A 24921-nucleotide genomic window follows, 5' to 3' on the forward strand; every position below is an offset into this window, starting at 1 on the left:
AAAGAGGAATATTTTTTGAAAAGCTATTCAGTTTTAAAATGGGATACGAGTTGATCTAATTCTTCAACTGTTTGTTTCATTTGTTTTGCAGTTAGGGTCATTTCATTCATAACAAGGACTTTTTTCCCAGCAGATTGTGCTGTTGCGGCAGTTTCACTTGATACTTCATTAGAAATTGAAGTGATGTTATTGAGTGAAGCATTCATTTCTTCAGCACTTGCAGCCATTTCTTCAGCAGTTGCTGATATGTCTTGAATTTGAGTAGACACTGTATTCACTTGACCAACGATTGTTGTGAAAGAAGAGCCGGCCTCACGAATGACGTTAATACCTTCAAATGCTTCGGAACGACCTTGAGACATCATAGAGCTAGCAGTTTCTGTGTCATTTTGAATTTGATGTAGCAATTGGTTAATATCTGTTGCAGCTGTTTTTGATTGTTCAGCAAGTTTACGAACTTCATCAGCTACGACAGCAAATCCTTTTCCTTGTTCGCCGGCACGAGCAGCTTCAATAGAAGCATTTAATGCAAGTAGATTTGTTTGTTCAGCGATATTAGAAATAGATTGTACAGCTGTATCGATATATTTTGTATGAGTGATTAGACGTTCGACTACTTCTGATGTAGCATTTACAGCTTCGTGAATCGTTGTCATTTGTGTAATAGATTTCTGGATAACAGTATTTCCATCGTTAGCATGTTCAGATGTGGTAACAGCTAGCTCGGCCACAGACGAAGCTGATTCTGCAATACGCTGAACACTTAATGCCATATCATCCATTGCAGTAGAGCTTTCTTCCATACTAGAAGTTTGCGATTGAATGCTTGCATTTAAATTGGACATCGAGCTTTGAACTTTTATTGTCGCATCAAGCGATGTATTGGTCTTTTCCAGCATATCTTCAGAAGCATTTTGTACTTCCACAGAAGTTTTTTGAACACGATTAATGATATGTTGCAGGTTTTCTAACATTTTATTAAATGATGTTGCAATTGCACCAATTTCATCATTGCTATTTACTTGTAGGCGAGCTGTTAGGTCACCCTCTTGAGAAGATAGCTCTTTTAGCTTAGTATCAATTTGCTGAATTGGTTTTACAAGCTTACCAGAGAACCACCATGCAAGGATAATTGCAACGACAATACATATAACAAGTGATAAGAATACAACGTATTCAATTAGTAGTGATGATTGGTCAATTTTTTCAATGGATTGATCACGTAACTTAGCTTGTTCGTTGCTATAGTTCGTGAAATCACCAATAACTTTATAAACCGTACCATTTTCTTTAGAAGCAACTTGTAATGCTTCTTCCCATTTTTGTTCTTTTGCAAGAGAGAAAACCTTTTCTTCAACAAATTTTCTCCAAGTAGAGCCTAGTTCTATAGTATCTTTTACAGATTGGGATACGTTAGGGTTAGAAAGAAGTTGTGCTTTATTATCTTCAAGAAGCTTACTTATTTCATGAAACTTGTCTAATTCGACTTGATCGTGTTGGAGTAAATAACCTCTTAAAGCTGAAAGTTGTACTTGATACGCGTCTCCATGTTCTTTTAATTCTGTTGCAAGAGGGGAAATATCTTTTTGTAGTGCTTCAGCTTTATGAGATTGGTCAACAGCAAAGATTAAAATAAAAGCTAATGCGATGCCAAATAAAGCGCAAATCGTTCCCATCATGAACAGAAGTTTTTTTCTAATGCTCATAAAATTCATATGATAAAAAAGCCTCCCTTTTTTAAAGATCTTAGTATTAGAATTAATTCATATAAAAAATTAAAAGAAAACCTTACTCCTAAAGGAACAAAGCTTTCTTCTTTCCTTTAGGCATTATAGCAGACAGTGGAAGAGAGAGAAAGATATATATATTTTAAAGTGAAAAAGAGGGTGAAAAAAGTAATCCCTCGTTATTGTGAAGTTATTAATCTATTCAATGAAAATTATAGCAGATACCGGAAAGAGGCAGATAAGTAGAAGTAAATGTTATTAAAATGGATACATTTATATATCAAAAATTCTTAAATAAAAATAAGAAATCCTATTGTAATTCGAAATAACATCCTGTATACTTCTAATTAGTTGATAACGATTATCACTATCAACTGAAGCATTACTCTTCGTTATGTTGGTCATACCCCTTTTTGACGACGTAAGTCAGAGACGAATGTTGAAATATCTTGTGTCCTATTCTACAGAATTATGGTAATCTCCAACCTCAACTTATATGCGTAAGCATGCAAAAAAAAGGATCCTATCCGTGAAGGGATCCTTTTTTGCATGTTGTCGCAATTAATGTATATAGACCGGGTATACGTTTTTCAATTCCTTCGGGTGAAGTAGAAGGGAAGACCCATCTTTGATGAGATCCGTGTTCTTCAATCAATTTTTCAACCTTGAAATTTGTTTCTCCCATTGCTGTAATAACTTCTCCTAGTGTCCAGCGCCTAATTTTTGTTCTCGGTAAAGCGTATTTCTGTGATTCCGTAAGGAGAGTACTATAAGCTACGTCATCTTCAATAAGTTCTTCATCGAAATAATTTCCATTTGCTCGAAATGATGGATGATCTACTCCTAATAATTTTGTATAAACGGGATGATAGTCACGCAGTATAAATGTCCCATCTTGTTTTAGTAAGTGAGAGATTATATGAAAGAGTGGTTTTAAGTCTAAAAAGTAATGGAGCACGCCAAGTTCCAGTAACACGATATCAAATGATTGGGATAGATTTAAATCTAGTACATCGGAAACGATATACTGAATAGAGACGTCAGCCGCTTCGGCTAGTTCGGTTGCATATTTTTTATTACTTGCTGAAATATCTACAACTGTTACATCGGCTCCTAAAAGAGCAAGAGCAACCGCTTTATTTCCTTTTGACCCGAGTAAGTTAATAATACGTTTTCCTTTTGGAGATTGTATGTAAGGTAAATAGTGATCTACCTCGCGCGTAGGATCTTCCATGAGCTTTTTTGCATAATCCGCTGGCGCCCCGTGGCGATTTGTCCAAGCTTCATAAGCAGCTGCATTCCAACTTTTTTCATTAATCGTGCTTAGTTGCTTTTGATTCAATATTATCACTCCTTTTGTGAACATATAGTTATTCGGTGAATGAGTGGGATTTCCTGTTTTTTTGAATTAAAGTTTGATTTTTCTGTTATTAAGTCGTAAAATACGTGTTATACATAAAAGCGTTGAAAAGGAAAAGTAGAATGGAATCATTCTTTCCAGAGAGCTTCGGTAGCTGAGAAGAAGCAAGAATATTCATTTGAACAATGGCCTTTGAGCTTCGTCCTGAACTTATCAAATGATAATAGTAGGCGGCGACGAGAGTTGGTACTCGTTATCAAAACCACAGTATAAGAGCATATAGCTCCGTACTTGTTAAGGCTAATTATGTGAGTAATTGGCGAAATAAGGTGGTAACGCGACTGTTTATACAGCCCCGCCCTTATCTTTTTTAAGATAAGGGTGGGGCTTTTTATATTTAAAAGGAGGAATTTAAGATGAGTATTTTTATTGGAGGCGCTTGGCCGTATGTGAATGGTTCGTTACACCTTGGGCATATTGCGAGTTTGTTACCTGGAGATATTTTAGCACGATATTATCGGGCAAAAGGTGAGAATGTGTTGTATGTTTCGGGAAGTGATTGTAATGGAACACCGATTGCAATTAGAGCAAAACAAGAAGGGGTTACAGTAAAGCAAATAGCTGATCAATATCATGAAGAATTCGAGCGATGTTTTCATAATCTTGGTTTTACGTATGATTACTATACACGCACAGATAGTGAGCATCATCATGAAACTGTTCAAAAAGTCTTTTTGAGACTATTAGAAGAAGGTTATATTTATAAAAAAGTCGTTGAACAGGCTTATTGCGAAACGTGTACGCAATTTTTACCGGATCGATATGTAGAAGGTATTTGTCCGCATTGCCATGAAGCAGCGAGGGGCGATCAATGTGATGCTTGTTCCGCTATTTTAGATCCACTCGATTTGTTAGAAAAGAAATGTAAGTTATGCGGTAGTACGCCATCAGTACAGGAAACAGAGCATTTCTATTTTGCATTGCATAAATTTCAACAACAAATTAAAGCGGCTGTAGAAATTGCAAAGCAGAAAGGAGCATGGCGCGACAATGCAATTCAATTAACAGAGAGATATTTAAAGGAAGGATTACAAGATAGGGCAGTATCACGTGATTTACCAATCGGGGTACCAATTCCTTTGGAAGGATATGAAGATAAGAAAATTTACGTATGGATTGAAGCGGTGACAGGGTATTATTCAGCGAGTAAACACTGGGCTGAAGAAACAGAGAAAGCGGATCAAGAGTTTTGGGATAGAGATGCGAAAACATATTATGTACATGGCAAGGATAATATTCCGTTTCATTCAATCATTTGGCCAGCGGTATTACTTGGAATAGGAGAAGAAGCGATCCCGCGTCATATCGTTTCGAATGAGTATTTAACAGTAGAAAAAAGAAAGTTATCGACAAGTAAAAACTGGGCAGTATGGGTACCTAATATATTGGAACGCTATAATCCAGATTCTATTCGTTACTTTTTAACAGTAAATGCACCAGAAAATCGTGATACTGATTTTTCATGGCGTGAATTCATTTACAGTCATAATAGTGAACTATTAGGTGCATACGGGAACTTTGTGAATCGGACGTTGAAGTTCATTGAAAAGTATTATGATGGCATTGTGCCAAAAGCAAATATTAATATAGAGCTGAGAGATAAGGTAGAAGGATTATATAAAGGTGTAGGAGAGGCGATTGAACAAACTAAATTTAAGGTGGCGTTAGAAACAATATTTGATGCAGTACGCTTTGCAAATAAATATTTTGATGAAAAGCAGCCTTGGAAACAAAGAGAAGAGGACCCAGTTTCATGTGAGGAAACAATTTATAATTGTGTTTACCTGATAGCAAACTTTGCACAACTGCTTGAACCATTTTTACCGTTTTCAAGTGAAAGAGTTAGAAATACATTATCGAGTGTTAAAGTAAATTGGGAACCTCAAAATACGTTGCCAAACCGAATTGATAATGTGCAGCCATTATTTGAGCGAATCGATGTAAAACAAATTGAACATGAGGTAGAGAAGTTATATGGAGCGGTAAAGTAAAATATAAGGAAAAGACCTTTCAAATAAAGTGAAACTTTAATCAGTGGGGGTTTTGTTCATCCCCCACTGATTATTAGTTGAACCAATCGGGCTTTTACGGGCAGTTGATCCCCCACCTAAATTCTTTGCTTTCTCTGAATTTTGAGGTGGGGGTCTTAATGCCCGTTAATGCGGGATAAAGGAAAGGTCTTTTGTTATGCTGTATAATACTCTTTCTTATCTTTCAAAAAGAAAAGCAAGGATTACGAGAATAATAGCCGCAATAATGTTATTTTGAAGGTAGTATTAAAGTTTAACATATCGTAACTTTATTCACATTTATATACAAGTTGATGTTTTCACGCACTATGCACACGATTATGTTTTTTTTCTTTCCTAGCAGTAAGTGGTTGCGGTGTAAAAATACCGAGTAATATAACCACGATCCCAATCCACTGCATTAGCGATACAACTTCATGAACAAGTGTAATAGAAGCGATAATTGCTGTTGGTAATTCAGCTGCACCTAATATTGTACCAAGTCCCGTTCCGACTTTTGGTACGCCAATTGAAAAACAAATGACAGGTATAATAACCCCGAACAATCCAAGGAAGAAAGCATATTTCCATAGGCCTGCTTGTAAGGCACCATCTGTTAAAAAGGTAGGCGGGAAAAATAAGCATACAATAAGAGTAGCACTCGTTGTCATAAGAAAGCTTTTCATATAAGGCGGAACATCTGTAGCAACACGCCCGCTTACAAATACATAGAATGAGAAAGAGACGGCAGCTAATAGCCCGAAGATAATACCTTTCGTAGAAAAGTTTTGTCCAAGACCTTCAAATACTCCACCAGCAAACAATGTACCAGTAAATAAAATAATAATAGATATAACTTTCTCACGGCTTGGGAATGTTCGGTTGGCAATCGCTTCGATGACTACACCAATCCAAGTGAACTGAAAGAGTAAAACGACAGCGATAGAGGCTGGCAGTTCTTCTACAGAAATAGCATAGAAAATACCTGTCATACTCATTGTTGTGCCGACTGTTAGTAACGAAAAGAATTGGTTTTTTGATACTTTATGACGTGAAAAGAAAAGAACGAGTAAAAGTAGTCCAATCCATCCGAAGACATATTGTCCTCCTAGTAATTGGTGTGATGAAAATCCTTCGATGAATCCGAGTTTAAAAATAGTTGAAAGTACGCCGTAGCTACAAGCGCCGAATAAAACTAGTAATGAATACTTAAATTTCTCCATGTGAAAACCTCCTTATATAAAGTGAAACTTTAATCAGTGGGGTTTTGTTCATCCCCCACTGATTATCAGCCCGCACCAATCGGGCTTTTACGGGCAGCCTGACTCCCACCTAACTTCTTTGCTCCAGCCGAATTTTGAGGTGGGAGTTTTACTGCCCACAAATAGCGGGATAAATAAAAAACGCCCGTTATCCTAATAAGGACAACGGGCGAACGAAACAGAGTCAGAGACTCTACAAAATTCCGCCACTCATACGAAGTATGAGTTTGGGGTATGAAATTATAGTAGTAGTTTACATTGCTTTTGGAAAGACAATTGAGCATTTTACACCTTGAGGTGTGTTTTGTATTCCATAAGGAAACTGATGTTTATCTAGTATTTGTTTTACAATATATAATCCAAGACCGCTACCTTGTACTAAACCGTTGTTTCCAGGATTAGCGCGATAGAAAGGCTCAAATAAATGAGCGAGTTTGTCCTCATCAATTTGTGAACCTGTATTTAATACCTCTAATGCGTAACCGTTCGGTTTTTCATAAAGCTTTATATATACATGCTGATGATCGATTGTATAATGAATTGCATTTGAAATAATGTTAAAAATAGCAGTTTGAATAAATTTAGAATCAGCTAAAATTTGTACGTCTTGTTTAATATTAGATTGAACATTTAATTGCTTTACAGATATAAAATAATCTACTTTCTTCATAACGTCCTCAATGATGTTAGATAGTGAAATAACTTCTAAATTCGGTTTGAATTGAGGGTTTTGCATTTTGGATAATTCTGACATCTCTTCCGTTAATACGTTAATATCCTGCATCATCTCGTAGGAACGTTTTAAGTATTTATCTCTATCTTTGTAAGCACCGATTCCGTGAATCATACCATCTAGTTGTCCCATAACGGCTGCGATAGGTGTTTTTAATTCATGGGATACCATAGACATAAATTCTTTGCGAGATTGTTCTAATTGTTGTTCTTTCTTAAGCTCATTTCGTAAATCTTTATTTGTTTCGTGTAGATTCTTCACAATGGTTGGGACTTGTGAAGCCGCTACTTGCAAATTAAAATCTGTTTGATCTGTATTTTTGTTAGGTGATTGCTGATCTGAAAAGTCCAGATTTATAATATCTTTTAAAGTATCACTCATATATTGAAAAGGTTTGGCAATTAGTTTGGTATAAACTAAAGAACCGAGCAGAGATAATGCAAGCATTGTTGCACCAATATTTGGAGCTAATTGTTGCATTATCTCTGCTAAACTTGGATTATCGTGTGTTTCGTTTGTTTTCTTTGCTGCATTTTGTGTATGTAAGGAATCAGTGTTAGCCGCTGTTTGTTCTGCTTTAGTATGTAATTCACTTTTGTTACTTTTCTCCGAAAGATTTGCTACATTTTCTTTTGCTTTTGTAGTTTGGCTAGGTTGCAAAAGATGATTAATAGCCGTAGAGAGTGTTTTGAAATCTATAATAGATGACTGGAAATTTGAGATACTACCCTCTGAAAAAACTTTACTCTGTTCTCTTTTATTTTGTTCGTTTTTTGTAACTGAATCCGCATGTTCCGCAGTTTGAGTTTCAGGGTTTTTCGCATAACGCCCTTTATCATAGTTTAAAGCTAGAAAATAAATGATTTGATAAAGACAAATTGATAAAAGAACACAAAACAATAGGGTTTTGATGAAAATATTTTTGGTGATGTTATCCTTGCTATGCTTCGATTTTGTAGCCAATGCCTTTCACCGTTTTAATATAAGTAATTCCTAATTTTTTCCTTAAATTTTTAATATGTGTATCTATAACTCTTACATCACCATAATGTTCATAGCCCCATACCTTATTTAACAAATCACTTCTTGATAATACTTTTCCTCGATTTTGTAACAACGTATATATAATCTCAAATTCTTTAGTTGTTAGTTCAATTTGATTACCATGAACATAAGCTGCATATGCTGTAGAATTTAACATCAATTCATGGAATTGTAGTATAGTTGCAGTTTCGGCTTCCTTCGTTGTTGTCCTTCTTAATACAGCTTCTACGCGTTTAATAAATACCGTGTAATGGAACGGTTTCGTAATATAGTCATCAACGCCCAACTCAAACCCTTTAATTTCACTCTCTTCATTATGTAAGCCTGTTAACATAATGATTGGTACATCAGACTGTCCACGCATAATTTTACAAATACTATAACCATCTATATCTGGTAACATTACATCAAGGAGGACAAGGTCGTATGAATTTTTTTGGAAAAGAAGAATACCCTCTGTTCCAGCGCCAACCACATCAACAGTAAAATTTTGGGCAGTTAAAAATTCACGAATAAGTTCTTGTATATCTGGGTTGTCTTCAATCACCAGTATATGCGTCATAGTAACACCTCCTAAATAACGCTTTTTACTGCAATATTCGAATTCATCATTTTTTGGATGACTCAAGTTGTATATACATATAATAAGCCCCCGCTATAAAATAATCATAAAAGTAGCAAGGGGAATTGTTTATTGGACTGAATATTTCAGGATCACAGTAGTTCTATTATAGTATGCAATGTAAAATTTATAAAATATTATAACTGTATAATTTTAATATCTATGTTTATTAATGTTTTTATGCTATTTAGTGCAGTCTACTTTCATTATATATGCAAGTAGAGTTGTTTAGCTACTGTAAATGAATAAATAAAATAAGCCAAGATATAAAATTCTTGGCTACATGTAAATCTTGTTCATAGGTTATTTTACAGTGACAGTGGCACGTTGGTGAATACGTTCAAATAACCAATGTATATCATTGTTATACATGCGAATACAGCCAAGTGTTGTAGCTTTGCCAATCGCTTGATTATTGTTAGTCCCATGAATCGCATACGTTGTTCCGTATGTTCCTGCCATATTTAATCCGAGCCAACGGTCACCAAGTGGATTACGTGGATCGCCGCCTTTAATATGTCCTGTATAATAAGGACGGTTTTTAATTTTATTTACCACTTGAAAAGTACCTTTCGGTGTAGGTGTTGCTGTTTTGCCAGTAGCGACAGTGAAGCTTTTTATAAGCTTTCCATTTTGATAGAAATCCATTTTATTTAATTTCGTGTCAACGATAAGTTGTTCGTTATTTGAAGCCGCTTCCACAGACATATATGGAACAGTTAAAAAAACTAACGATAACATGATAGTTACTAGTAATTTTTTCATTGATATTCTCCTTTTACTATTTTAGTAGTATTACATACAATGAATTTGTAATCCTCGTAATGCTTGATGTACGTTTTCATTTAGTGATTCACAAAAAGTGGTGATTTTCGTATTATGTTTGTTGTTTTTATCAATGAGCAGTCTTTCATTTAGTAAAAGCTCGCCGTGTAGTCCGAAGCTCTGTACTTGAATGTTCATTTCATCTTCTGTTTCAGAAATGATTGGCAAGAAATAATGAAACGCTTTAGTTGGAATGATATAACTTTTTCCGATCATGCTTTCATGATTAGAGTTAGTCCATTTTTTCGTGACAATTTTAATATTCTTTTTAGAAACGACAAAAGATAGCGTTGTGGATTTTGTTAAACTTACGTCAAATTCATTTGTTTCACATATGTGTAAAGTAAAAATCGTTTCATTTGGATGAGACTCAACATTTGTATTAATAAAATCATGCATTTTATAAGCTTCCATTCTTATTCTCCCTTTTTTCAATTTCGGAAAACGATTTATATTTATTCAATTTAATGTTTAGGTAATATAGTAGTTAAACTTTTCAACAAATTCCGATATAATCTTACAATACATATATGAAGCTAATATGAAGTTAGTATGAGTTTGTTATGGTTTTTTATAGAGAACAAAATGAGGCGATTTCCGAGTGCTGAAAACTGGATGAAATTTGTATATTAATGACTCTAGCCATTGTAATAGATAGGTGTCATCCCGTTTTAAAACGATAACTTATATAATTAAATAAAGAACAGAAAACTTTAGCATGAGTCTTACAAAAATGTAATAAAAATGTAAGCTATTGTGATAGTTATTTCGACAATTTTTTTATACAATAATAGTAAGAAGTTGTACGTGATTGAAAGGAGAGATGACATGGAATGGGTTCATGAATTATTTCAGCAATACGGGTATTATGTAGTGCTTGTAGGCTTGCTGTTAGAATATATTGCGCTTCCGTTTCCGGGAGAGCCAACATTAGCATATGCGGGATTTTTAGCACAGAAGGGTGATCTAAGTTTACCTATTTTAATTATCCTATCCTTTATTGGGACAAGTGTAGGAATGACGATTCAATACTTTTTAGGGAATAAGCTTGGTATGCCTTTTGTTCAAAAATACGGTAAGTACGTATTTTTAACACAAAAAAAAATTGATTTAACGAGAATGTGGTTCGATAAGTATGGATATTTTCTAATCTTTATCGGTTTCTTCATTCCTGGTGTACGTCATTTTACAGGATACTTTGCAGGTATCATTAACTTACCGTTTCGCCGTTTTGCGATTACAATTTATTCAGGTGCTTTATTCTGGGTATCGTTCTTCTTAATTGGTGGCTACTGGTTAGGTGGTAACTTACATGATATTTTCGGATTACTGGAAGATCATATCGGTAAAATCATTTTCGGAGCCATTGTCATTGTAGCAATTACGTTAGGTATTCGTTTCCGCAAACAACTAAAACGAGTATTATTACAAAACGCAAGTTAATATGGAATCCATTCTATGTCAGATTTTAGGGAGGCAGTGCAAAAGCACTGCCTTTTTTATTGTATTTTCCAGTTTGCTTTTATCTTTCCCTTGATACCGTAACCGGTCACTACTATATAATATGTTCCTGTTTTACTAGGTGAAAGTTCGTACGTATCATTGCTTAGTATGGACATAGGTTCATATTTATTAAATTCACTAGAAAAGTAAGTGCTATAACCTTGGTAGGCGCTATTTTCAGTAATAAGGAAGTTTACGTTAACTTCAAGTGTTTTTCCCTTTTTTACATAAACGGGTATTTTATGTGTGCCGTTAAAATATGAGAAATCCGCCTCAAATGTATTTTTTGTACTGTGCTCAACCCATTGTTCTTTTTGGGTAAAATCAATAGAGCATATTGCAATGAATAAAATAGGAATGATAATAGCGGTCATATATCGAAACCATTTTGATTTATTTGCTATACATGTACATAAATAAAAGAAAAGTGAACAAATTGCCCCTACAGATCCAATTATGAAAGTTAGAATAATATCTCCTCCATTGTATATATGAAATGGAAGAAAGAATAAGTAACCAGATAGAATATAAAGCAAAACTTTTCTTGGCGTGCTATTATGTTTTGAATTTAATTTGTCAATTACAAGCGAGCATAAAATCGCGTAGAAGAAAAGAAGGTAAAACCAAGAATTATATAAAAATCCAGTTAAGTATGCGGAAGTTTTAAAGAAATTCATATCACTTCCTATAAAGAAAAATAATAAAAAAGAAAAAAAGAGAGAACAGGCCGCTGAAAATTTAATAAGAGCGTAAGGAAAGACCGTTTTTTTATCCATTAGACACCTCAATTATGTAGTTCTTAAAAATTATTATATACGTTATGTCTAGTATAATATATATGCATTTTTGACATGTATCCACGTCAAAATGACAATGATAATTGACAATACGAAGGATATTATTTACAATTTTAATTAAATAAATGAAAAAGAGGTAAAACATGAAGCTTCAAAATCGAGTGAGGGAACTTAGAGCAAAGCATCGTGTATCACAAGGGGATTTAGGTAAAGCGATCGGCTCATCACGGCAAACCATTAGCTTAATTGAGCGGGGGGATTATGCACCGTCTATTGTGTTATCGCTAAAAATTGCACAAATTTTTGGAGTGCCAGTGGAGGAAATATTTATGTTAGTGGAGGGGGAAGAGGAAGATGGAGAGTAAGGCGAAGAGGAAAATGGCAGCTATATTTAAACTGTTAGTAGGAGCAGTATTTGGCGGGTTTATAGGGTATGCAGTAGGAGATATTGCAACAGAGGATACTAGCAAAATATCTCCCGTTATTAGCATTGTTATGATGAGTGTATTTGGCGCAATAGCTATATATTATATTTGGAAGCGTACAAGAGCGCTCGCACAAACGAAAGATGAAGAAGAGAATGTTAAGGGACGAAAATTAGGAATAGCACTTATTTATCTTCGAGTAATGGAAATTGTTATTCCATCATGGTTTGTTTGCTCGATTATTTCTTTTTACCAAACGTATATAGTTGAAGGGAACTTATTCTTTGTGAGTGTAAGTACATTGGCATCCGCAGTATGCTTTATTGCTATAACTTGGTTAGGATTTGCAATGAAGAAAAGGTATAACACTCTCTATCCAGAACAGAGTGTCACGTATTCTCAGTCAATGGAAATGTGGGCAAAGAATGCAGATGAAGGGCAAAAGTATATCGTCCATGAAGCAGGATATAAAGCGTATCAATATACAAACATGACTCTTGTTTGTGCATGGTTTGTAGCGATTGCGTATGCACTTTTATATGGAAAAGATTTCTTTATGGTCATTATGATTTCGTTTGTTTGGGTATTACATGTTGGAACATATATGTATGAAATGCATAAAAAGATGATTTATTAAGGGGAGAGAAACGGTGGACATTTTAAGAAGACCTGCTTTTTCATTATTCGTTGCCTTCGTTTGCTCCGCTTTATATGGATTCATTCGAATAGAAAAAGTACAGCAAATTATAGAAATATGGGCGTTTTTCGGGATTGCATTGCTAGTGTTAGCTATTCATGAATTAGGGCATGTAATATGTGGTTTGATAGTCGGTTTGAAATTTAAGTTTATGACAGTAGGGCCTATTACTGTTCAAAAAGAAAAGGGGAAAATACGAATTCGAGAAAATAAAATATGGATGTATGTTGGTGGCGTTGCAATGTTAGTGCCGCCTTCCACACATACACCGAACATTTCAAGAAAATGGGCATGGATGACTTTAAGTGGACCATTAACGAGTTTCGTATTTGGCATTGTATCAGGTTACATATATATGGTGAGTTATTACCACATGCTTTTATACTTTTCAGTGTTACATCTTGCAATCTTTGTCGTCACAGCAATTCCAATAAAGGGAACGCTACTAAGCGATGGCATGCAATTTCTCATTTTAATTAAAGATGATGAAAAGGCTAGAGAGCATTTATACACGATTCAAGTATCGAGTGAGTTATTTAGTTACAAAAGACCGGAAGATTGGGATGAGAGATTAATAGAAATTAGTGAGGAAAAATTAAAAGAGGATAAAAGTATAAGTGAGATAATGAGTGGACTTATGCTCGTCTTTTATGCCCGAGCTGATCAAGAGGGAATGGAAAAAGGGATATCTTATTTAGAACGAACTGTACAATTACCCGTGACGAAAGAAAATAAATATTTTGTTGGTAGTTTTCATAGTTGGTATCTTTTATATAGAGTACTGTATCAAAAGGAAAGTCTTTCTCTGCAAGAAGCGAAGAATCATGCAAAGGCCATTACAAGGCTAGACTTACATGGGTATTACCGCGCACAAGGAATTATCAAATATTTAGAGCAAGACATAGAAGCATTCCATATTTATATGAAGAAAGCAGATAAAGAGTTGAAGACCGCTGAGAAGAGTGAATTGGGATATTTACAACTGGAGAGAGAATGGTTTGAGCGGTTGAAGGAGAGGGTATCTTACGATGGGTGAGGTATCCTCTTTTCTATTTGTAATCTTCTGCTGTTCCATAAAAAGTTCGGGGCGAGTAAAATGAGGTAAGAAGAGCAAAGCTTGGAGGAATTATATATGGAAATTTTAGCGATTATTTTGTTAGTCTTGCTCATTTATGTAATTTTTAAAGTGACGTATGTAGCATTGAAGATACTTGCGATTCTTGTAGTTATCTTTTTAATCGTGGAGTTCGGTAGTAAGTTGCTTGGGGGATAGGGTGTGTTGTGCTTTTTGAGTGTCGAAGGATGTTGGTAAATCGATATACTGTGTCGAAACGTTGATATAATGAAAAAATCGTTGATATAAGTGGAGAAACGATCGATATATTTACAAAATCGTTGATATATTTAAATGAATACTAACTGGGGTATGCACAGAGAGAATAGCAAAAAAAAGCTGGAAGATACTCTTCCAGCTTAAGAATTGCTTTCAATTTGTTGACCATTCTCTTCTTCGTGGTCTTGTAGTAGGTTGAATACGTCTGCTAGGCAGAATGCGATAAACCAAGTCCATAGACCGTGGAAGAAAGCTGAGCTTAATTGAAGTGGTAATGTATAGTTTGTCATTGAGTAGGAAATACATCCACCAACGATTCCGATCATTGTTAATAACATTGTTTTTTGAGCATTTTCTTCTGGATTGAAGAGGAAGAAAATGTATCCGCCTAAAATTGAAGCGCTTACAAGTGTTTCGATTCCATTAAAAATGATATTCTCCCCAAGCTCAGTGTTTGTCCAGAAACAGATTGCACCGCCGACGATGGCAAATAGGACAGCTAGTGTGTATCGTATATATTGATTCATATGTTCATCTCCTTATGTAATAAGATGATTTGGAAGTCAAAAAGGTAGGTATAGTATATTGAAGTGAATTTTAGTTGTACGTATCTTTTTATAAAAAGATCAATGAAGAATAACTAAGATGATCGGTTTTTTTAAAACCGTTACGTGTAGGGTGTCTGAAATATACCCGACTGCTCGTTTCTTTTTGCTTATAAAAATAAGAGAAACTTCCAAGTCTATATACTCTTTTTTGTAAGTCTGATTTTATTATAACATATTTAGTGATACAATAATAGAATTATCTGATTTTGTAATAAGTGTAAAAAATAAAAAGCGCAAGGAATTGTAGTTCCTTGCGCTTTTTTATATACGTTTGAAACGGCCGACAATTTCAACTGTTTCAGTAATGTTCATAAATGCTTTATTATCCACTTGGCGGATAATACGTTTCATTTCGCCCAACTCGTAGCGAGTTACGACAGTGTAAATCATTTTTTTCTTATGGTTTGTATAGCCGCCGACAGCATCTACCATTGTTACGCCACGTATGCCGTGATGTAATAGTGAGCTTTTTATTTCCTCACCTTTTTCTGTAATTGTCATTATCGTTAATTTAATATGTTTTGTATGCACGGCATCAATTACTTTGCTGACTACAAACCGACTAATTAACGTATAAAGTGTAATATCCCATCCGAAAATAAATCCTGCTGCAACAAGTAAGATTAAGTTGAATCCAAAGATGATTGCTCCAATTGAAACATCGCGATGTTTCGCTACAATCAATCCAACAACATCAAAACCACCTGTTGAAGAAGCAAATCGGAATATGATTCCTGAGGCAGCACCGCAGATGACACCACCGAATACAGAAGACAGTAAAATATCATCTGAAACTTGGTGTACTGGGATAATGTTCATCGCTAAAGATGATACAGCCACAAAGTATGCCGTTAAAAAGGTTGTCTTCTTACCTAAGTAAAAGTGACTTAAAATAAGAAGCGGAATGTTTAGTAAAAAGATAAGTGCTCCGATATTGTAGTGCATTAAATAACCGATAATCATCCCTACACCAGCGAACCCACCGCTAATCATATTATGCGGGATAAAAAACATATTCATAGAAATTGCATACAAAATAGAAGCTATAAAAATAACAACTAACTGTATGATGAATTCTAAATGAAATGTTTTAGCTGCTGGGAAGGATAAAAAGGCGGTGTCGGGAACGTAATCGGCGTCTCCTAGTTGACCCATAGTATGTTTCATCTCCATATTCATTTTTGATTACAAGAAGAGAATAAAGGTTTTTTCAAAAACTGGCAATAGTTTTATTATAATGCAAAAATTTTATAAATTTCTAACAAATTAAACCTATTCAAAGATACGTGTGAATATACTAAAGAAAGCGAATACATTGGTTTTCTAACATAATTTTTTGAGAAAATATGCAAAATTCTTTTTTGAAAATAAAAGGAAATAGAGAATGTTTGTTGAATGTGCTAAAATGACTTTATTAAGGATGTGAAACGATGGAATTTTTATTGCAGGATGCAATTCTATATATATCGTTTGTAACGACAGCGCTTTGTGTATTAGAAGTCTTTTTTCTTGCTAACGTTTCTCGCTTTGTACGTCAGCAAGCATCGAGTGGTAGACAGAGAGCTTTTAAACTAGTTGATACGTGTGAAGAGGGTATAGGAAATGTACCGCTTTTCTCTATTTTTTATAAATATGGAATGATTCGTTCTGTCCGTAGACAAGAATCGAGCGGAGAGAGTGACGAGGTAGGTCCGTATACACCAATGTTTCGCTAATTAATTACGAAACATTGGAGGAATGAACATGTTAAAATCATACCGAGCTAGGCTCATTAGTTTATCATTATTACTTGTTTTTGTTTTATCTGGCTGCAGTAATGCAGGTACAATTGATTCACATAGTACGGGAATTTGGAACCATTATTTCGTATATCCAATCTCATTTATGATTCAATTTGTTGCTCATCATATACCTGGAGCTAGCTTCGGAATTGCCATCATTATCATGACGCTCGTTATTCGTTCAGCAATGATTCCATTAGCTGTTTCACAATATCGTAGCCAAGCGAAAATGAAAAAAATGCAACCTGAATTACAGAAGCTGAAACAGAAATACGGTGATGTGGGTAAAGATCTTGAAAAACAAAAGCAGTATCAAAAAGAAATGTCAGAACTAATGAAATCAGGCGGTTGGAATCCGTTAGCTGGGTGCTGGCCAATCTTTATACAAATGCCGATTTTCTCTGCTTTGTATTATGCGATTAGCCGAACTGAAGAGATTCGTACATCTTCATTTTTATGGGTGAACCTAGGACATGCAGATCCATATCATATATTACCGATTATCGCAGCGTTAACAACATTTATTCAAATGAAGGTGTTCCAATCAAATATAACGCCTGGAGAGCAAGTACAGATGCTAAAAATACAGCAAATTATGATGCCTGCAATGATTTTATTTATGGGATTTGCGGCACCATCAGGACTTGTACTGTACTGGATTACAGGTAACCTATTTACAATGACACAAACAATTGTATTAAGAAAAATAATGGAACGTGAAGAATTACAATTACAAAAAGCTTAGAAAAACGCCGCTCGTGATGAGCGGTGTTTTTTTGTTAAGTCGTTAAGGAAATTTTAAGAAATCAACATTACTATAGGCATTGTATACGAAAGTGTACATGCTTTAGAAATGTGAAGGAGGAAATTTCCTATGAAGAAGAAAACAGTTGGGTATTTAGCGATTGCAGGTGCTTTATCATTTGGAATCATTGGAGGAGTCGGTATTCCGGCATTCGCGGCAACGAATACTCCAGCAGCTGAACAGCCTACAAAAACGGTGAAAAAGGATTTAGATGCCGCTACAAAACAAAAAGTAAAAACGATTATGGATGATACAAAGAAACAGTTAGAGGGATTAGGTGTGAAATTCCCAGAGAAGGGTAAGCACAAGGAAATGTTTGCAGGACTAGATGATCAGGCGAAAGAAAAAGCAAAGTCGATTTTAGAACAAGAGAAATCTGGAAAATTAACACGTGAGCAAGCAAAAGAGGAATTAACAAAACTAGGTGTGAAATTCCCAGAGAAGGGTAAGCATAAGGAAATGTTCGCGAACCTAGATGAAGCGACGAAAGAAAAAGCGAAGTCGATTTTAGAGCAAGAAAAGTCTGGCACATTAACACGTGAGCAAGTGAAAGAGAAATTGAAAGAGTTGGGCGTAAATCTTCCAGAGAAGGGTAAGCGTAAAGATATGCTTGCTGACTTAGATGATCAGGCGAAAGAAAAAGCAAAGTCAATTTTTGACCAAGAAAAATCCGGAACATTAACACGTGAGCAAGTGAAGGAGAAATTGAAAGAGTTAGGAGTAAACCTACCAGAGAAAGAGAAGCATGAAGATATATTCGCGAATCTAGATGAAGCGACAAAAGAAAAAGCGAAAGCAATTCTAGAAAATGAAAAGAAACAATTAGCGGAATTGAATGTTGATCTTCCGCATCATAAATTTTTTATGAAAAATGAAGATAAATAATTGAACTATGCCGTATCTTTCGTGTGGGCAACCGAAAGGTACGTGTGCGAGGAGGCTTTCTTTGGAAAAGCCTCCTTTTATTATTTAGATTGCTATCGTTGTCGTTTTTTGCTGGGAAGTCGATATAATTTCATTTATCATCTTACGTTGTTCACGAGAGAGCAAATTAGAGAAATATGGTAACTTCTGTTATAATATAAGGAGACAAATATTTCTTATGTTATATAAAAAATATATTGATTTTTTCTAACAATTCAATATAATGAACAATAACTACAAAATTCGACATCAAGAAGTGATGATGAGGACATGATCAATTTTTTACGATTCTCAGAGAAGGAAGCCTTTGGCTGTGAGCTTCCTAATACGGGAAAATCGATTACCACCTCTGAACTGCAGCAGTGAACGGATATCTAGTAATTGCTTGCCGGCAAAAACCGTTATTTAGACTTGAGAAATTGGTGAAGTGTGTCACTTTACTAATTGAAACAAGGGTGGAACCACGAATACAACACTCGTCCCTTTTTAGGGAGGAGTGTTTTTTTATTTCATTTTTGCATCACACTAGAATTGGAAGGAGGATACGCAGCATGCATCATGATGAGAAAAACAAAATTGGTTTAACAGTTGCACTTTCTATCGTAGTAGGAACTATTATTGGGTCTGGTGTGTTTATGAAACCAGGGAGCGTATTAGATTACTCAGGGAGTTCTAATATGGCTATTCTTGCTTGGGTAATTGGTGGTCTGTTGACGCTAGCAAGTGGTTTAACAGTAGCCGAAATTGGAGCGCAAATTCCGAAAAATGGTGGGTTGTATACGTATTTAGAGGAGATCTACGGAAGTTTTTGGGGGTATTTATCTGGCTGGATGCAAACAATTGTTTATGGACCAGCTATTATTGGAACATTAGGTTTGTACTTTAGTTCTTTAATGATTAATTTTTTCTATTTAGATAAAGTATGGAATTTACCAATCGCAATAGGAACAGTTGTGTTCCTTGGCGTTGTAAATAGTATGGGAACAAAATATGGAGGTATCGTCCAAACGGTTACGACAGTTGGGAAGATGATTCCGATTATATTAATTGTTGTGTTAGGATTTTGGAAAGGGAATAGTGATATCTTCAACGTAGTTGTACCGATATCAGAAAATCAAAGCATCGGGATGGCAATTTTGGCAACTTTATTTGCGTATGATGGTTGGATTTTACTCGCTTCTATTGGCGGAGAAATGAAGAACCCAACAAAGTTATTACCGAAAGCAATGACGGTTGGGATTTTAATTGTAACGGCTGCTTACGTGTTAATTAACTTAGCGTTATTAAATGTATTACCAGCAGCGAAAATCGTAGACCTTGGAGAAAATGCAACAGCGACAGCTGCGGGCATGCTACTTGGAGAATATGGTGGAAAAATTATTAGTATCGGTATTATCATTTCTATTTTCGGCTGTTTAAATGGAAAGATTTTAACGTTCCCGCGTATTCCGATGTCGATGGCAGAGCGTGGACACCTTCCGTTTTCTAAGTTTATTGCAAAAGAAAATTCGAGATTTAAAACACCAGCAAATGCAATTACTGTTGAAATCATTTTAGGAATTATTTTAATGCTTATTAGTGATCCGAATAAGCTATCTGAGATTTCCGTATTCATTATTTATATTTTCTACGTAATGACGTTTATTGGTGTCTTCATTTTACGAAGACGTAACAAGGATAAAGAGCGTGCATATAGTGTACCGTTATTCCCGATTGTACCAATCGTTGCGATTTTAGGGTCATTGTTTGTACTTGGAAGTGCGATTATTAACGATCCGGTAAGTTGTTTCTTATCGATTGGAATGGTATTTACAGGACTTCCAGTGTATTGGTACTTAAATAAGAAGAAAGAAACTGGAGTTTAATGATTGAAGGGCAGGCGTATAATACGCCTGCTTTTTTCGCTGTAAAAAAATTGTACTTGCTTACACTTTCTTTTTTGGTTACTATAATGGTAGTAACCAAAAGAGAAAGTGTGGGGGAAGACTTGAATTTTCGTGTATATATTTTAGCTATTGCGGCTTTCGTAGTCGGAACGGTTGAGCTAATTATAGGAGGAACGCTTGATTTAGTTGCCAATGATTTAGGTGTGTCGATTAGTGCAGCTGGTCAGCTTATTACAATATTTTCAGTAGTATTCGCTCTATCAGGGCCAGTTTTATTAGCATTAACAGGCAAGTTTGAAAGAAAGAAATTGTATGTTGTGGCATTATCAATTTTCTTAATTGGAAATATCATTTCGGCATTTAGTGTGAATTACGGGATGTTAATGTTCTCGAGAGTAATTTGTGCAGCGAGTGGATCGCTTATTATTGCACTATCGGTAACACTTGCTTCTAGTGTAGTAGAGCCCCATTTTCGTGCGCGTGCAATTGGAATCATTTTCATGGGTATTAGTGGATCACTCGTACTTGGAGTACCGCTCGGTCTTGTGCTCGGAAATGCATATGGATGGCGTGCACCATTTGTATTAATTTCAATATTAACGGTTATGGCGATTGCTTGTATTTCATTATTCTTAACGAAAGTACCACCGACATCGGTATTATCAATAAGAGAACAAATTGCTACGTTAAAGGATAAAAAAATTGTAAGTGCACAGTTAACATCATTTTTATTTTTAACAGGTCATTTAACGCTATACGCATATTTAACACCGTTTTTAAAAGATGTGATGCATGTTGAAGCAAATTGGATTAGTGTGTTTTACTTCATTTTCGGAATTGCGGCGGTACTTGGAGGTGGCCTTGGCGGCTGGCTTGCTGATAAATGGGGATCGAAGAAAAGTATTATTTCCATCATTATCGTATTTGCATGTGCAATCTTTATGTTGCCGATGATGACATTTTCATTCCCGCTCTTCATTATTATGATGGGGCTTTGGAGTATGCTGAGCTGGGCGATTTCGCCAGCACAGCAAAACTATTTAATTGAAATTGCACCAGAATCAGCTGGTATTCAGCAAGGTTTAAATAACTCTGCACTTCATTTAGGAATTGCGCTCGGTTCAACAGTAGGCGGAGTTGTTATTGAAAAATCATCTGTTATATATAACGCTTGGGTAGGCGGCGTTTTTATTATATTGGCACTGCTTTGTGCGATTTTCTCAATTACGAGAGGTCGTTCGAATCAGTTTGCGAAAGAAGAATCTATCTTATGATAGGTTCTTCTTTATTTGTAAAAAATTGCAGGGGTTAGTAGAAAAATGGAGAAGGGAGTATATAGCGAGGTGATAGCATATGGAGTCTAATTTTTCAATTATTGGTTTTCTAATTTCTTTAGTCCCATTATTTCTTATTATTTTTGTATTTAGATGGATTCGTTTCATCTATCAAAATTCAGAGAAACAAGTGGAGCAAAATGAGAAGATTATTGAGTTGTTGATGGAGATAAAGGAGAAGAATAAGTAATAGTAGTTATACTCAAAATCATTATATAAAGATATAAAGATGTCTGATTTTAGCAAATTTGAAAGGTACTTTTGAAAGTGCCTTTTTATTATGTTTAAAGGGCTGAGCACAAATTATCTTTATTTATCAATAGTCAAATGAAAATGAGAAATTCAAAATTCGCAGTTTATCCGTTTAAATTTCTCAACAATTCGACAAGATACTACAAAAAAACCACCTATTCTCTTTTTTTCACTATAAGTACAATGAAACAGTAAGATTGCTTCATGTAGAAATTTATATATGATGGTGGAGAGAATGGAACGAAAAATGGTAGGAAAATGGTTTAGTTTTTTTAGTGCTCTTATTATTTTATTAGGAATTGCGATGCCACAAGTAAAAGCAGAAGTAATGAACAGAGAAAAGTATGAAATGGATTGGAGTTATAGTAAAGCAAAAGATCGTGAAATAAAGACGGAAATAATTAAAACAGCTTCGGGTAGTATTGCTTATTGTTTAACGCCTGATTTACGTTCTCCTAATGGAGAGGATTTACCTGAGATGGGAAAAACATCTGATGCTGTATATCGTGTTTTACTTAATGGGTATCCTCAAAAAAGCCCATCTGAATTAGGTGTAGCGACAACGGAAGAAGCGCATTATGCTACACAATTAGCAGTATGGATTGCAGCAAATGAATTAACGGAAGAAGATTTAGTTGCAAAAAATGAACAAGTACATAATCTTATGAAGCGTTTAGTAGAGGCTTCAAAAAAAGAAACTGGATCACAAGATGTATTTTTTAAAGTTAATCCTATAGATCCACAAGCTGCAATGCAAAAAGGTGATTATTTAGAAACAGCGTTTTATGCAATTCAAACAAATGCAGTGTCTGGTTCCTATACAATTCTTCCTGAAAATGCTCCTAAAGGTATTAGAATTGTAAATGAAAGAGGAGAAGAGAAAAGTATATTATCAATTAATGAAAAATTCAAAATTTTAATTCCGAAAGATACGATTAGTGGGAATTTTAAAATGAAAGTAAAATCTACTTTAACAAATTTACAAGCCATTGCTTTTAAAGGTTCGGGGAAAATTCAAAACACGACGATATTGTTACAAAGAAATAGTGAGAAAATCAGTACAGACTTAGTTGTAAATTGGGAATCAGTAGGCTCTTTAAAGATTATGAAATTAGGAGAGAAAAAGGAATTATTAAAAGGAGCTGTGTTTGAAGTCTCTAATGAAAACTTTAAACAAAATGTTACGACAAATGATAAGGGGACTGCGGAGCTAGGTAATCTTCCAATCGGTATATATAGCGTGAAAGAAATTCAAGCGCCGGCTGGGTATGTGTTAGACAATGCTGTTAAAAAAATTGAGGTGAAAACTGGTGAAACAGCTGTCTTAGAATTGAAAAATGAAAATATAAAAGGTGAACTAGAAATAACAAAAGTAGATGTAGCAGATGGAAATACGAAATTACCAAATGCAGAGTTTACAATTTATAATGAACAAGGAAAAGAAGTAGTAAAAGGAAAAACGAATGAGCAAGGTGTAGCGAAATTCAAACTACCATACGGAAAGTACACGTATAAAGAAACATTAGCGCCGAATGGATATGTAATAAATGAAGAGACATTCGCATTTGAAATAAAAGAGGATGGAGAAATTATTAAACATATCGTTCAAGATAAAAAAGTAGAAGGTGAACTAGAAATAACAAAAGTAGATGTAGCAGATGGAAATGCGAAACTGCCAAATGCAGAGTTTACAATTTATAATGAACAAGGAAAAGAAGTAGTAAAAGGAAAAACAAATGAGCAAGGTATAGCGAAATTCAAACTGCCATACGGAAAGTATACGTATAAAGAAACAATAGCACCGAATGGATATGTAATTAATGAGGAGACATTCGCATTCGAAATAAAAGAGAATGGAGAAATTATTAAACATATTGTGAAAAATAAGAAAGAAGAAAAGGCATCACTTCCTTCTAAGCCAAATAAGCCAACACCCAGTGGAGAAGTGAAACCTTCCACTGATGTGAAGCCGGTAAAACAACCTAATACTCATAATGAAGTTCGTTTACCAGCTACTGGCGGCGTCGGTAATGAATTTACGTCTTTATTCGTTTTAGGAATTGGTTTTATTATTGCTGGTGCTTATGTGTTAAGGTTGAAAAATAGAAAAGAAATGTAGAAAAAAACGCCTTGAAATAAAGGCGTTTTTTTTAATATCTCAACTTCATCAACAAACTCTTAATTTCCTCATCTTCCATAAAGAGATCATGGTGCTTCTCTGTAATTTTCGCAAGTGCAACGTCATGATAGAAGAACTCCGTAAAGAACTTCACGAAAGGTTGTGACATTGTTTTCATCGCTTGCCATGATTCTTGCTCTACACCAGCGAATAAAATTTCTCGGTCGTCAACGATGAGTAGTAAATAACGCTCTAATGCGTTAGGTTCTTCAGCTGGGATTAGAAAGTGCATGTTTTCTAAATCTGTTTCTACTTTTCCAACTATAAGGGCCTCGATCTGGACGCCTTGCTTTGCTTTTTGTTCAAGTAAAGGAAGATATTCTAAAAGGGTGTCATTCCATGCGGAGATGCGTATGGATTCTTTCGCATCTTCTACAAGTTGCCTACTTTGTACTTTAATAGAAGATTGCATTTTCAAACTCCAAACACGGTCATCTGTAAATGACTTTTTAGAAATATTATTTTCAAGTTCTTTAATATTAGATTGGAATTCTGTCGTTAACTTTTCAATTGCTAACTTGAGTGGTAATGCTGTATACAATTTTTTCTTTTCTGAAACAGAATCCATTACCATCCCTTTATCAATTAGGCGTGCTAACACTTCATATATTTTTGCTTTTGGAACACCTGAATGTTTAACGATAGTTGTTGCATCTAATGGTTCATTGCTTGATACGACAACTTCGTAAGCTTGGCTTTCATATTGTGAGAAACCGAATTTTTGTAACATAGTTCCCTCCGAACGAATGAGATTG

At 35.0% G+C, this 24921-nt stretch carries 24 protein-coding genes and 2 other annotated features; of the genes, 13 read left to right on the forward strand and 11 right to left on the reverse strand.

Annotated elements, in window-relative coordinates:
* Positions 1-23 precede the first annotated feature (23 nt).
* Positions 24-1715: a methyl-accepting chemotaxis protein gene (locus tag QCI75_RS02135; RefSeq protein ID WP_144506495.1), complete on the reverse strand. Its 1692-nt coding sequence runs from the start codon at positions 1713-1715 to the stop codon at positions 24-26.
* A 535-nt stretch (positions 1716-2250) separates the two neighbouring features.
* Positions 2251-3069 carry a class I SAM-dependent methyltransferase gene (locus QCI75_RS02140; protein WP_353759919.1) on the reverse strand — a complete coding sequence of 273 codons (819 nt, stop codon included), beginning with the start codon at positions 3067-3069 and terminating at the stop codon, positions 2251-2253.
* A gap of 113 nt (positions 3070-3182) precedes the next feature.
* Positions 3183-3453, forward strand: a binding site (T-box leader).
* A gap of 50 nt (positions 3454-3503) precedes the next feature.
* Here QCI75_RS02140 and metG point away from each other — a divergent pair.
* The gene (gene metG / locus QCI75_RS02145) at positions 3504-5138 is read left to right on the forward strand and encodes a methionine--tRNA ligase (protein ID WP_353759920.1); all 1635 of its coding nucleotides are present in this window, start codon (positions 3504-3506) and stop codon (positions 5136-5138) included.
* A gap of 338 nt (positions 5139-5476) precedes the next feature.
* Here the strand turns inward: metG and QCI75_RS02150 are convergent, their stop codons facing one another.
* The 5 genes from QCI75_RS02150 to QCI75_RS02170 all read right to left on the reverse strand — a co-directional run bounded on the left by QCI75_RS02150 (position 5477) and on the right by QCI75_RS02170 (position 10056).
* Positions 5477-6379, reverse strand: coding sequence for an EamA family transporter (locus tag QCI75_RS02150; protein WP_353759921.1), 903 nt, complete (start codon positions 6377-6379; stop codon positions 5477-5479).
* Between the two features lie 292 nt (positions 6380-6671).
* Positions 6672-8114 (reverse strand): sensor histidine kinase, encoded by a 1443-nt coding sequence (locus tag QCI75_RS02155; protein WP_353759922.1) that lies wholly within the window; start codon positions 8112-8114, stop codon positions 6672-6674.
* Positions 8092-8757 carry a response regulator transcription factor gene (locus QCI75_RS02160; protein ID WP_002124171.1) on the reverse strand — a complete coding sequence of 222 codons (666 nt, stop codon included), beginning with the start codon at positions 8755-8757 and terminating at the stop codon, positions 8092-8094. Before QCI75_RS02160 ends, QCI75_RS02155 begins: the two co-directional genes overlap by 23 nt.
* A 363-nt stretch (positions 8758-9120) precedes the next feature.
* On the reverse strand, positions 9121-9582 hold the full coding sequence (locus QCI75_RS02165) for a L,D-transpeptidase (protein ID WP_144506500.1): 462 nt from the start codon (positions 9580-9582) through the stop codon (positions 9121-9123).
* Positions 9583-9612: 30 nt separating this feature from the next.
* The gene (locus tag QCI75_RS02170; protein ID WP_144506501.1) at positions 9613-10056 is read right to left on the reverse strand and encodes a DUF3978 family protein; all 444 of its coding nucleotides are present in this window, start codon (positions 10054-10056) and stop codon (positions 9613-9615) included.
* 414 nt (positions 10057-10470) lie between these two features.
* Between QCI75_RS02170 and QCI75_RS02175 the strand changes: the two genes are divergently transcribed.
* The gene (locus QCI75_RS02175) at positions 10471-11085 is read left to right on the forward strand and encodes a DedA family protein (RefSeq protein ID WP_144506502.1); all 615 of its coding nucleotides are present in this window, start codon (positions 10471-10473) and stop codon (positions 11083-11085) included.
* Positions 11086-11141: 56 nt separating this feature from the next.
* Here the strand turns inward: QCI75_RS02175 and QCI75_RS02180 are convergent, their stop codons facing one another.
* Positions 11142-11519 carry a hypothetical protein gene (locus QCI75_RS02180; RefSeq protein WP_235676357.1) on the reverse strand — a complete coding sequence of 126 codons (378 nt, stop codon included), beginning with the start codon at positions 11517-11519 and terminating at the stop codon, positions 11142-11144.
* 566 nt (positions 11520-12085) lie between these two features.
* On the opposite strand from QCI75_RS02180, the gene QCI75_RS02185 reads away from it, so the two are divergent.
* The 4 genes from QCI75_RS02185 to QCI75_RS02200 all read left to right on the forward strand — a co-directional run bounded on the left by QCI75_RS02185 (position 12086) and on the right by QCI75_RS02200 (position 14337).
* Positions 12086-12307: a helix-turn-helix transcriptional regulator gene (locus tag QCI75_RS02185; RefSeq protein WP_144506504.1), complete on the forward strand. Its 222-nt coding sequence runs from the start codon at positions 12086-12088 to the stop codon at positions 12305-12307.
* Complete coding sequence (locus tag QCI75_RS02190) at positions 12297-13004, forward strand: DUF3169 family protein (RefSeq protein WP_353759923.1); 708 nt, start codon at positions 12297-12299, stop codon at positions 13002-13004. The genes QCI75_RS02185 and QCI75_RS02190 overlap by 11 nt, the downstream gene beginning before the upstream one ends.
* Before the next feature lie 13 nt (positions 13005-13017).
* A complete protein-coding gene (locus tag QCI75_RS02195; RefSeq protein ID WP_144506506.1) occupies positions 13018-14100 on the forward strand; it encodes a M50 family metallopeptidase in 1083 nt (360 codons plus the stop codon).
* A gap of 96 nt (positions 14101-14196) precedes the next feature.
* Positions 14197-14337, forward strand: coding sequence for a DUF3985 family protein (locus QCI75_RS02200; RefSeq protein WP_144506507.1), 141 nt, complete (start codon positions 14197-14199; stop codon positions 14335-14337).
* 200 nt (positions 14338-14537) lie between these two features.
* Here QCI75_RS02200 and QCI75_RS02205 read toward each other — a convergent pair whose 3' ends face one another.
* Both QCI75_RS02205 and QCI75_RS02210 read right to left on the reverse strand, forming a co-directional pair.
* Positions 14538-14924: a DUF3938 domain-containing protein gene (locus QCI75_RS02205; protein WP_002112709.1), complete on the reverse strand. Its 387-nt coding sequence runs from the start codon at positions 14922-14924 to the stop codon at positions 14538-14540.
* A 342-nt stretch (positions 14925-15266) separates the two neighbouring features.
* Positions 15267-16160: a YitT family protein gene (locus QCI75_RS02210; RefSeq protein ID WP_000530031.1), complete on the reverse strand. Its 894-nt coding sequence runs from the start codon at positions 16158-16160 to the stop codon at positions 15267-15269.
* 275 nt (positions 16161-16435) lie between these two features.
* Here QCI75_RS02210 and QCI75_RS02215 point away from each other — a divergent pair, with 275 nt between their 5' ends.
* The 7 genes from QCI75_RS02215 (at position 16436) to QCI75_RS02245 (ending at position 24106) form a co-directional block, all read left to right on the forward strand.
* Positions 16436-16720 (forward strand): hypothetical protein, encoded by a 285-nt coding sequence (locus tag QCI75_RS02215; RefSeq protein WP_000394940.1) that lies wholly within the window; start codon positions 16436-16438, stop codon positions 16718-16720.
* A 28-nt stretch (positions 16721-16748) separates the two neighbouring features.
* The gene (gene yidC / locus QCI75_RS02220) at positions 16749-17531 is read left to right on the forward strand and encodes a membrane protein insertase YidC (protein ID WP_144506508.1); all 783 of its coding nucleotides are present in this window, start codon (positions 16749-16751) and stop codon (positions 17529-17531) included.
* 129 nt (positions 17532-17660) lie between these two features.
* Positions 17661-18476, forward strand: coding sequence for a hypothetical protein (locus QCI75_RS02225; protein ID WP_144506509.1), 816 nt, complete (start codon positions 17661-17663; stop codon positions 18474-18476).
* A gap of 289 nt (positions 18477-18765) precedes the next feature.
* Positions 18766-19002, forward strand: a binding site (T-box leader).
* Between the two features lie 64 nt (positions 19003-19066).
* Entirely contained in the window at positions 19067-20380 is a 1314-nt protein-coding gene (locus QCI75_RS02230; protein ID WP_098780131.1) for an APC family permease, read from the forward strand.
* Positions 20380-21675 carry an MFS transporter gene (locus QCI75_RS02235; RefSeq protein WP_353759924.1) on the forward strand — a complete coding sequence of 432 codons (1296 nt, stop codon included), beginning with the start codon at positions 20380-20382 and terminating at the stop codon, positions 21673-21675. The genes QCI75_RS02230 and QCI75_RS02235 overlap by 1 nt, the downstream gene beginning before the upstream one ends.
* Positions 21676-21754: 79 nt before the next feature.
* The gene (locus QCI75_RS02240; protein ID WP_186320896.1) at positions 21755-21925 is read left to right on the forward strand and encodes a hypothetical protein; all 171 of its coding nucleotides are present in this window, start codon (positions 21755-21757) and stop codon (positions 21923-21925) included.
* 297 nt (positions 21926-22222) lie between these two features.
* The gene (locus tag QCI75_RS02245; protein ID WP_353759925.1) at positions 22223-24106 is read left to right on the forward strand and encodes a SpaA isopeptide-forming pilin-related protein; all 1884 of its coding nucleotides are present in this window, start codon (positions 22223-22225) and stop codon (positions 24104-24106) included.
* 31 nt (positions 24107-24137) lie between these two features.
* Here the strand turns inward: QCI75_RS02245 and QCI75_RS02250 are convergent, their stop codons facing one another.
* Positions 24138-24896, reverse strand: coding sequence for a TrmB family transcriptional regulator (locus QCI75_RS02250; RefSeq protein ID WP_144506511.1), 759 nt, complete (start codon positions 24894-24896; stop codon positions 24138-24140).
* Positions 24897-24921: the final 25 nt, after the last annotated feature.

Source organism: Bacillus cereus group sp. RP43 (genome assembly GCF_040459645.1).
GTDB classification, from domain to species: Bacteria; Bacillota; Bacilli; order Bacillales; family Bacillaceae_G; genus Bacillus_A; species Bacillus_A mycoides_C.